The following is a 10,542-nucleotide window of genomic DNA, read 5'->3' as shown; positions in this document are numbered from 1 at the left end:
AAGTGCCTTGGTGAGAATGACTGCGGTGTCATAACAATTGGCCCCGCCGGTGAGAACCTTGTTAGGTTTGCGAGTATAATGGGTTCATTCACACAGAGGGCTGCTGGTAGGGGTGGACTGGGGGCTGTCATGGGTAGTAAGTTGATTAAGGGGATGTTTGTTAAGGGCAATAGGGATTTACTTGCCGAGGCCTTTGACAGGAAGAAGTTACTTGAGTTAGGCGTTAAAATTAGTGGTAGGATAGCTAAGGGTAGTGGTAAGGATCCACTCCATAAGTATGGTACCTCTGTCCTAGTTAATATAATAAATAGTGTTGGCGCATTACCAACCAGGAATTTCGAGACTGGTGTCATGCCAACAGCCGAGAAGTTCAGTGGTGAGGTTTTGGCTGAGAAGTTTCTGGTGAAGAGACATGGATGCGCCCTCTGCCCAATAGCCTGTACAAAGATTGGTAAGGCATCCTGGGATGGAAAAAGCAGTAGTAATATTAAGTATGAGTATGAGTCATTATTCGCCCTAGGCTCCAACTTGGGTGTTGATGAACCAAATGCCATATTAACAATGATTGACATGTGCAATAGGTATGGTCTTGATACAATCACTACCGGTAATACACTGGCAACAGCTACGGAGCTATCACAAAAGGGTAAGTTGCCGATTAAATTATCATGGGGTGATACTGATACCTACATCAAATTAATAGAGGACATAGCCTATAGGAGGGATATTGGTAACGAACTCGCTGAGGGCGCCTACCACCTATCCGTTAAGTATAATGACCCTGAGTCATTCGTTGGCACTAGGGGCCAGGGATTCCCAGCATACGATCCTAGGGCATTGAAGGGATTCGTGATTGCCTATGCCACGGCTAATAGGGGTGGTGATCATAATGAGGCTTGGCCAGCAATGATAGAACTTGGCCCATATCCATTTGGTCCATATCCGAATAAGGTCTTTGATCCATTAGCCGAGGTTGAGGAGAAGATAGTATTTACTGTTTGGGAGCAGAATTATTACGCGGCATATGATAGCCTCGTACTCTGCAACTTTGTGGATCAGGTTGGGGATGATTCACTGAAACCCGAGGAGATTGTCGACCTGCTCAATGCCTATGCGGGTTGGGATCTAACGTATGATGAGTTAATAACAATTGGTGAGAGGATATTCAATACCGAGAGATTATTCCACGTTAGGGAAGGTAAATGGGTAAGGGATGAACTACCGCCTAAAGTCCTGAAGAAAGCATTGCCCGATGGACCCGCCAAGGGCCATACCGCTGAGAGATTCTTTGAGTGGGGTATAAAGAGGTATTATGAGTTGAGGGGTTGGGTCAATGGCAAGCCAACAAAGGAAACAATAAGGAAATTGGGTCTTGAGGAGTATGAGTATATACTTTAATACTCTAAAGCTTCCTAACTTCTCTGTAGTAAAATACTATTCCCCTACTCTTTAATTCATTAATGAATGGTTCAGGATCTATCACCCTCTCGGGCGGTAACACACCCTTACCACTAACCCTACTTAAAGCAGCAACAGCTGCAGGTAGTCCAGTCATGTATTGAGTCCCATCAAATTGACCATGCGGTCCACTCATAAATTCAACCTCAACCTTCTCATCGTCATAATCAAAAATCACCTTAGCGGATTCCCACTCATCAGGGTTTTCGCCCTCTGAGTAACCAAGCAATCCCTTAGTCCTGAGTAATTCCCTTAGGTATGCCCTTGATTTTATATTCATGACCTCAGCATTATCACCAAATAATCTGGCAATAACAATCATATCCTCAAACCCAGTTCCACCTTCCATCCAATCAACATATCTAACCCCACTAAATGATTGTGGAAATGTAGCCAACTCACTATGTATTGTTAAGTACGTCTTAACCCTACCAATGGGTTCAATAAAATCAATATATTCAAACTTTGATGCCGGGTCATAATACTTATACTCACCATCCTCAAACACTGGAGCTTTCATTGTTAACTCATCCAATTGAGTATCAACACTCCAATTAATCTTGCCAGACCTTGAGATCCAGCCGTCCCTAATCCTAATACTAATTGGTGTACCATGCATCCTATAGATCCATTCAGCAACCACATTAGTGATGCCAGGCTCAGCGCCAATACCAATAAGAGCCAGTAATCCCTCACGTTCAAACTCGTCATTAAACTCCAACTGCTTCTTAGTCATCCAGAATAGGCCACCAAGATCCATATAATTAACACCGGTCTTTAGGCAAGCCCTCATGGCATTAATATTGAAGTAGTACTGAGCTGCATTAATCACGTAATCAGCATTCCTGATCTTACCCGCAATATCATCAACATTATTCAAATCACCAAAGACGTAATCAACATTGAACCTGGGTTTCACCAAGTCAATAACTGTGACATCAACATTACCCCTCATTAACTCACTAACAATCACACTACCAATTAACCCAGAGCCACCCAAAACAAAGACTCTCATAAAAACACCATTTTAATTACAGGCCTTCTAAGCGGTTTTTATTTATTTTTATAGAAGCATGGACTCGCACCGTTTGGTGCAGGTAAGTAGAGCATTACGGGTTCCCAGTGCGGATCAATATCATGTTGTCCCTCATAACCATCAAACCTATTTATGTCATAACACGATACATCAATTGATGGGTTAAGTCCCATTATTATCCTTGCCAATTCAAAGGCAAGTCCAGGGCCTAGTTTAGCGCCATAACCATCAAATCCACCGATCAAGTATAGATTATTTACACCAGGAACCTTACCAATCACTGGCTCATAGTCATAGGCCATCTCAACCAGGCTATAACCTGCTATTGCTGATATCATCATTGACGGATCACGCTTCTTCATTAAACCAATCAACCAATTGGAGTATGACTTATTCGTGAGTCTCCTTACCTGCCTTAAATCACTTGTCTTAACATTACCATCACCAGCAATGAAGGCTATCGGATCAAGTAAATTACCCATTGGTCTTGTGTAATAATCATACTTATAGTCTGATATTGAGTACTTATTTAATCGCGTACTACCTATGATTGCTAGGGCCCTCGTACCGTAAGTAACAAGCGGTACTTCAATACCTGCCTCCCTAGCTATTTTAGAATTCCATCCACCAGCTGCAAGTACTACTGCATCACCTGTTAATTCCTCATTTCCCACAATGGCATAGGCATTACCATTATTGATTCTTAATGAGGCATTGCCGTAAATAATATTCAATTTCCTATGCAATGCACCAACTATCTTCCTTATGGAAACAAGATACTCATACTCACCATAAATTACATGCTCCTGCTCATCATATATCAACCCAGTAACCTCATGAGCCTCCTTAGAATCAAACACCTTTACTTTAACACCAGCGTCCTCAATATCAGGTATGACAGGTTCTATTAACTTAAGTGAATCGTGGTTTGGATATATATGCAGTGCGACATAGTTCTTAAGAAGCGTTGTTTTGAGTTCCTCCTCAAGACTTCTATAAATCCTCATAGTCTCCTTAGTGACACGAACATCACTTGCTGATGGCAGCATATTAGAAAAAACTAAGTCAACCAACGGTAGTTTCCCCCTATTATGTATTATCGTAACATTATATCCCTCGAGGCCAAGGAAATATCCCAAAAAAGTACCAGTTATGCCGCCACCTATTATTACTATTTTCGCATATCAATCCCCAAGTTTTTGGTAAATATAGGAGTTAATAAGCATTTCTAAAAAGTTTTTAAGTACTTTATGTTAAATTGCTTGATTTATTCTGGTGGTATTTCTTGGAATAGCATGTCTATGTTAATTCCCTTCCTATTGTTGTACCACCTGGCCACTAGGTACATGACTATTCCAAGGCCGTACATCACGACCAGTGACTCATAGGTCAATATGTTTGTTGGTAGTAGTACTGGGTTGCCCCAGGTCTCAATGAGCGCCCATACTAGGAATGCGAAGGCCGCAATGCCAATCCACGTTATTAATGGCACACCAGCTATCTTGGTCTTTATTGGTACATACCTCTCATAAATATTCCTCCTAACATAGGGCATTACGGCAGCAATTATTGCGAATATGGCATAACTCGTCTCGAAAACTATGGTAATATCCACTATCGATAGCCATGTGATGAATATATACATCATAGCGCCAATAAAACCAATAACGGCCGCAGTTATTAAGGCCCAGGTTGGTGTGTGGTACTTCTCGCTCACCTCACCAAGCTTGGCTGGCGCAACCCTATCAAAGGCCCAGGCAAAGAGGTACCTAACCAATGCAGTGATTAGAGGAACATTGCTATACGTGTTTGGCCACCAGAAGGCAAACCAAGCAATCAGGTAAAGCGCAACACTACCAGTTGCCACGAGTAGGAAAAATGGTGGGAATGGGCCAATCGATGATAAGGCATTGGCCACAGGATCACTAATACCCTCATTATAGAGAAATGCATATGCAGTCGTGAACCTATTACCAAAGGCATAGATATATAGGTCGGTGAAGATCATGTAGTAAATGGCTACAATAATTACGGCCCATATTGTTGAATAGAACATGTTCCTCCTGACCTGCTTCATTTCACCAGCCCAGGAGGCACCAAGGTTATACCACGTGAAGTAGTACCAGATTGGTGCTATGGTTAGGGCAACTGCATATATTGGGTTAAAGAATGTAAGTCCATTCTTCTCGGCATCACTAACCACAGTACCAACTGGGTCAGAAACACCAGTTAGGTTAGCCAGGTTGTGAAAGAATACGGACTTATTAACCATGGCAAAGCCTACAAAGGCAATCAATGTAGCAATAAGAGTAACTGCACCACTCCACTTCATGAATGACCACTGTATCCTCGGGTGTATGGATAGTAATGCGGCATATACTATTAGTATTACTGCCACTATTGCAGTGCCAGTTGATGATGTTATCCATGTGCCGAGGTTTAGGAAGTACGAATTATTATAAAAGAGCCCGAGTCCAGTGAGTAAATCACCAAGCCATGTGGCACCCAATGTACTGTAGACGCCCAGCGATAATGCGAAGGCTATCCACAACGCCATATAATTCGCCAAGCCAATCAGTGGGTGACTAGCCCTACTGTTAAATACGTAGTCACCGCCGGACCTCGGCATTGTGACGCCAGCTACGTAGAATAGGAATGCCATGGCCAGAGTGGGTAACAGTGTGACTATGTAGCCCGTTGTCCATGAGAAAATGCCATTAGTCGAAGGAGCGAGGAAAAGCCAGGAGGCAATCAGCAATGGAACGCCACCAGTTACCAGGCCAAATATTGCACTAACCGAGGCCCATGGGCTTACCTCCCTAACCAAACCAGTGGCTTCCCTTAGAAATAACGTAGGTTTTTTCTCAGTCTCCTCCGGCACATACTTTTACATATTTTACTATTTAAAAGCTTTACTCTCTCACATTATTAATAATAGTTATCACAAAAATATTAAAAAATATTTAAAATTACCTGGTACCCAGGGATGCCTATGTCCTGGCCTTGGAGTTATGCTGGCTCTCCGTTGGATGCTCTTAAGTCTCCCCGTTTTGCTCAGCCCATAACCTTTGCAAGGCTTCCACTCGTTAGGGATTTGAAGGGTAATAGTGTTCTTGGTGCCTTCGTTGGTGTGCCCTTTGATGGTGGTGCCACGTTTTATACCGGGGCTAGGCTTGGTCCTCAATTCATTAGGGCTGAGTCTAGGTTGTTGAGGCCGTACAACATGGACCTTGATGTTTACCCCTTTATCGCCCTTAGGGCTGTGGATTATGGAGATGTTGATGTTATACCCACCAGCGTTGTTAGGACTTTGGATAGGATTGAGGAGACCATAGGCAGTGTGATTGATCAGGGTGCAACACCGTTCATTGCCGGTGGTGACCATAGTATAACACTTGGTGTTCTTAGGGCTGTGGGTAAGAGGTTTAAGCCGCTCGTCCTACACTTCGATAGCCACTTTGATTATTGGGATGAATATTGGGGTGAGAAGTATACACACGGTACGTGGGTTAGGAGGGCTATTGAGGAGGGTCTAATTAGGGGTGTTATCCAGGTTGGCATTAGAGGACCTCAGTATGACAAGTCTGATCTTGAATACCCGAGGAATTCCCCAGTGCCTATTAGGGTTATAACGATGAGTGAGGTTGATGCCAAGGGTATCAACTGGTTGATTAATGAGTTGAGGAGTTCATTGAGTGGTAGTGTCTATGTTTCCTTTGACATAGACTCCGTAGACCCAGCCTACGCACCAGGTACTGGGACCAGGGAGCCTGGTGGTTTCACAAGTAGGGAGGCCCTGTTGATAATTAGGTCGTTGGCCAACGCCAATTTTGAGCTTGTTGGTTTTGACGTTGTTGAGGTATCACCACCACTGGACCCAACCGGCGTAACAAGCCTACTGGCTGCAAACATAACATACCAAGCAATGTCAGTAAAGGCGAAGCAAATAACGAAACAAGCTTAAAATGCCTCTTCTATCTTAAATACTTCACCATAACCGCTCTGCTTTAATAAATCAATAACCTGCTTGGCAGTCTCCACAAGCTTATCAGCATCTTCCTTCGTATGCTGAACTGATACTGTCCATTGTTCATCAGGTGCTATACATTGTGGAATTACCCCCTTTGAAACCATGCTTGTTAAGTATATGTACATTGCATCTAGGTTTACGTACTTCACGAAGTCCCTCCAATTGTGAAGCTCAGCCTTGGATCTCGTTAAGTAGGCACCTCCACTGAGGCCTGCATATACTACGTATGCAGGTATCTTATTATCACTGAGTATATCATTTAATGCCTTACCGATCTCCTCACTCAATGCTGACGCCTTACTCATATCATCCCTAGTGAGTATCCTTGTAAGTGTTACGTAGGTCGCGTACACTGATAGTGGGTTGGAATTGAATGTGCCTCCATGAGCAACCTTATTCGGCCCCACTAACTCCATTATATCCCGCTTACCCAACACGGCCGAGAATGGGAATCCACCACCAATGGCCTTTGAAACGACCTTAATGTCAGGTTTAACACCGAAGTATTCCTCAGCACCACCATAGAACTTACCCGATGTCTTCACTTCATCAAATATTAATACTGAACCATACTCATTGGTTATCCTCCTTAGGAACTCAAGGAATCCCTTCTTGGGCGGTATGAAGCCCATGTTCATGGCTATTGGTTCAAGGATGACACCAGCAATTTCATCACCATACCTCCTAAATACCTCCTCAACACTCTCCTCATCATTCCATTGAGCAACAAGCACTGTCCTGTAAATATCCTCCGGCAAACCCCAACTGGCTGGTACTGACCTAGGCGTCTTAGGGTGACCCGCCCTGGCAGGTATTGGCTTAAGCCCAACCATTAATGTGTCCCTTGACCCATGGTAATGACCCTCAAACTTAAGTATGTACTTACGCCCAGTGTATGCCCTAGCTAACCTAGTGGCTAGTTCCGTTGCCTCACCACCAGTGTTTGAGAACCTAACCATATCCATACTAAACCTATCAATTAATATCCTTGACAACTTAACGCTATACTCGGTTTCAAAGCCATAAATGGTCCCATTACCTATGAATGACGAGATCTCATCAATTAAAACAGGGTGGGCATGGCCTGTGGCTAATGCGCCAAATGCCATGCAGAAGTCCACGTATTCATTACCATCAACATCCCAAATGCGCGAGCCCTTGGCTCTGCTCATAAATAATGGGTATGGATCCCAAATACGCCAATTACTATGTACACCATAGGGTGTGTACTTAGCTAGTTCATTGTATAATTGTTCTGACTTCCTGGTCTTATTTACATAGTCTCCCTTAACATTATTTATTATATCTATGACTCTCATACGAAATGAATGTATAATTTACATATTTTTATTTATTTCTTTAATTTTATTTTATAATAACATGAATAACGGAAAAAATGTTATGTAAGTTATGTGAATTATAAGAAATAATATTAATTATGCCCTTTAATGAAATAAAATATGTTTGGATAATTATGCAGGCAAAAATGTGGGGTTCTTATCCGTTGCTGGCTTTATTGATTTATTCTCAAGAAGCGCCCTTATATGCCTTGGTAGGGTGAAGAGGACTCTATGAATATCGCCTTCATAGTACCTTAACTCACCGTTAATCCTATTCTTGATCCTTGAATCAATCTCCTCAGGTGTCAATGAGACTGGGTCTAGCCTCTTTGATCCTATTACGAAGCCCCATGTGCTATCGAATGATGGGACGTAGGTATGGTATGCTCTCGCTACGGGAAATACCGAAGCCACTGTCCTGTATATTGCTGCGAAGGTATATAGTGCGTAGAATGTTGATGTTGCTTGGGTTACCATTAAACCATTATCATTAAGTCTATCCTTAATCATCGTATAGAACTCAACCGTGTATAGTAGGTATGATGGACCACCCTCAAGTGGGTCTGTTAAGTCCAGTATTATTATGTCAAATTTATCCTTACTTTCCTCTATGAATTTTCTACCATCACCAATTATAAGCCTTAACTTTGGATTATCAAAGGCGCCCTGATGCATCTCCGGTAAGTAATCCCTGGAGATCTTGATGACATCATCATCGATATCAACCATGACAACCTCCTCAACACTCCTATGCTTAAGGACCTCCCTGGCAGTTGCACCCTCACCACCACCAAGAATAAGTACCCTCCTCGGGTTTGGATGAGCAATCATTGCTGGGTGAACCAGTGATTCATGGTAAATGAACTCATCGTACACAGTACTCTGGGTCTTACCATCAAGCACCAATGCCTTACCCAAGTCCTCGAACTCAACAATGGCAACCCTCTGATACTTAGTGACCCCATTGTATAAAACTCTCTTAATACCCCTAATATGGTAACTAAATGGCGTATTAAACTCGATGAACCACGTACCCTCCCTACTCATGTCTTCAAGACTCATCATGAGTGTTAATAGGTTCGACTTTTAAGCATTATTTATTATTGTCAATAACGTATCTAAATACAAAATGCTATTTATGCCACATTGCAAATAAAATTACTTTTAAGTATTATATCGTGTATTAATATAGAATCAGCAAAATTTAAATAGGTGGATGTTGGAGGATGTATTATGACGATTGAGGAGGAATTAGAGAGCTTGAGTTTTCCTGAGGCACCTAAAATAGTTGTTAAACCCCCTGGACCCAAGTCCCTGGAGTTATTGAATATCCAGCATGAACTTGAAACCAATAGTGTTACTTATCCCAAGGCCTTTAGGTTTGCTATCGATACTGCTAGGGGCGCGACGATAAGGGATGTTGATGGCAATTATTACATTGATTGGGTGGCTGGTATTGCAGTGCTTAATGTTGGCCATAATAACCCATACGTACAGCAAACCGTTAGGGAACAACTCGATCATTACTGGCACTGGATGAGCGAGATACCCAGCGAGGCTAGGATTAGATTCCTAAGGAATTTGCACTCAATACTCCCTGGAGACCTTAGGGGCAAGGCAAAGGTAATATTTGGTGTCACTGGAGCTGATGCCTGTGAGACGGCAATAGCCCTAGCCAGATGGGTCACTAAGAAGCCCGTGATAATGGCATTTGAGGGCGCATACCACGGCATTCACCAGGGAATAGTCGCAATTACTGCAAAGACGGAATTACAGTCATACGCGGGTGTACCGTTAATCAATGTCGCCAGGGTTCCATACCCATACCCATACAGGTGTCCATTGCCAGCAAAGGATTCTGAGGACTGCGGCAATGCAGTGCTTAACTACATAGACCACCTACTCAGTGATCCATATACTGGCATTGGTGAGGTTGGCGCAATACTCGTTGAGCCAATACAGGGCGAGGGTGGATACATAGTGCCGCCAAGGAACTTCCTGAGGGGCCTTAGGGAGATTGCTGATAAGCATGGCATACTCCTCATAGCCGATGAGGTACAGACTGGCGTTGGTAGGACTGGTAGGTGGTGGGCTGTGGAGCACTTCGGTGTCACGCCTGATGTCATGTGTATTTCCAAGGCGATTGGCGGTGGCATACCAATGTCCGTGGTGGCCTATAGGGCTGAGTATGATGAGAAATTACCGGAGATGTTTCACCTAGGTACCTATAGGTCTAATCCACTGGCCCTGGCTGCTGGTGCCGCGGTTATTGAGTACATACGATCTAGGAACTTACTTAACAGGGCTTTACAACTTGGTGATTATGCAAGGAGGACCTTTGAGGATATTGCTGAGAGATATTCAATAATTGGCGATGTAAGGGGTATCGGCTTCATGATTGGTGTTGAGCTCGTTAAGAATAACTCAACTAAGGAACCAGGAGCGGAATTAGCAAGTGAGGTCAGGAGGAGGATGTTCGAGAGGGGTGTCTTGATGCATACATGTGGTCACTTTGGCAATGTTATGAGGTTTATGGCACCATTAGTGCTGACCAAGAGACACCTTGATGAAGGTACTAGGATATTTGAGGATGTAATTAGGGAGTTATCCCGTGAGACCAGGTGAGACTTATTAATAAACATGGCCGTAGGGCTGGACACAATAATTGATACATACAT

At 43.2% G+C, this 10,542-nt stretch carries 8 protein-coding genes; 3 read left to right on the top strand and 5 right to left on the bottom strand.

Annotation, left to right across the window (positions count from 1 at the left end; genetic code table 11):
• A partial coding sequence (locus tag ACP5L5_RS07590) for an aldehyde ferredoxin oxidoreductase family protein (protein ID WP_428762786.1) occupies positions 1-1,398 on the top strand: 1,398 nt, incomplete at its 5' end.
• A gap of 4 nt (positions 1,399-1,402) precedes the next feature.
• Here the strand turns inward: ACP5L5_RS07590 and ACP5L5_RS07585 are convergent.
• The 3 genes from ACP5L5_RS07585 to ACP5L5_RS07575 all read right to left on the bottom strand — a co-directional run bounded on the left by ACP5L5_RS07585 (position 1,403) and on the right by ACP5L5_RS07575 (position 5,375).
• The gene (locus ACP5L5_RS07585) at positions 1,403-2,473 is read right to left on the bottom strand and encodes a saccharopine dehydrogenase family protein (RefSeq protein ID WP_428762784.1); all 1,071 of its coding nucleotides are present in this window, start codon (positions 2,471-2,473) and stop codon (positions 1,403-1,405) included.
• 38 nt (positions 2,474-2,511) lie between these two features.
• Complete coding sequence (locus ACP5L5_RS07580; RefSeq protein WP_258167486.1) at positions 2,512-3,660, bottom strand: NAD(P)/FAD-dependent oxidoreductase; 1,149 nt, start codon at positions 3,658-3,660, stop codon at positions 2,512-2,514.
• Between the two features lie 101 nt (positions 3,661-3,761).
• The gene (locus ACP5L5_RS07575) at positions 3,762-5,375 is read right to left on the bottom strand and encodes an APC family permease (RefSeq protein ID WP_428762782.1); all 1,614 of its coding nucleotides are present in this window, start codon (positions 5,373-5,375) and stop codon (positions 3,762-3,764) included.
• Between the two features lie 111 nt (positions 5,376-5,486).
• Here ACP5L5_RS07575 and speB point away from each other — a divergent pair, with 111 nt between their 5' ends.
• The gene (gene speB / locus ACP5L5_RS07570) at positions 5,487-6,458 is read left to right on the top strand and encodes an agmatinase (RefSeq protein WP_428762780.1); all 972 of its coding nucleotides are present in this window, start codon (positions 5,487-5,489) and stop codon (positions 6,456-6,458) included.
• Here speB and ACP5L5_RS07565 read toward each other — a convergent pair.
• Both ACP5L5_RS07565 and speE read right to left on the bottom strand, forming a co-directional pair.
• A complete protein-coding gene (locus ACP5L5_RS07565; protein ID WP_428762778.1) occupies positions 6,455-7,843 on the bottom strand; it encodes an aspartate aminotransferase family protein in 1,389 nt (462 codons plus the stop codon). The two genes, speB and ACP5L5_RS07565, sit on opposite strands and share 4 nt — an antisense overlap.
• A 153-nt stretch (positions 7,844-7,996) precedes the next feature.
• Positions 7,997-8,929 (bottom strand): polyamine aminopropyltransferase, encoded by a 933-nt coding sequence (speE, locus tag ACP5L5_RS07560; protein WP_428762776.1) that lies wholly within the window; start codon positions 8,927-8,929, stop codon positions 7,997-7,999.
• 168 nt (positions 8,930-9,097) lie between these two features.
• Here speE and ACP5L5_RS07555 point away from each other — a divergent pair, with 168 nt between their 5' ends.
• Positions 9,098-10,489, top strand: coding sequence for an aspartate aminotransferase family protein (locus ACP5L5_RS07555; protein WP_428762775.1), 1,392 nt, complete (start codon positions 9,098-9,100; stop codon positions 10,487-10,489).
• Positions 10,490-10,542: the final 53 nt, after the last annotated feature.

The organism is Vulcanisaeta sp. (assembly GCF_049966235.1).
Taxonomy (GTDB): Archaea; Thermoproteota; Thermoprotei; order Thermoproteales; family Thermocladiaceae; genus Vulcanisaeta; species Vulcanisaeta moutnovskia.
This window is presented reverse-complemented; position numbering and strand designations above follow the sequence as displayed.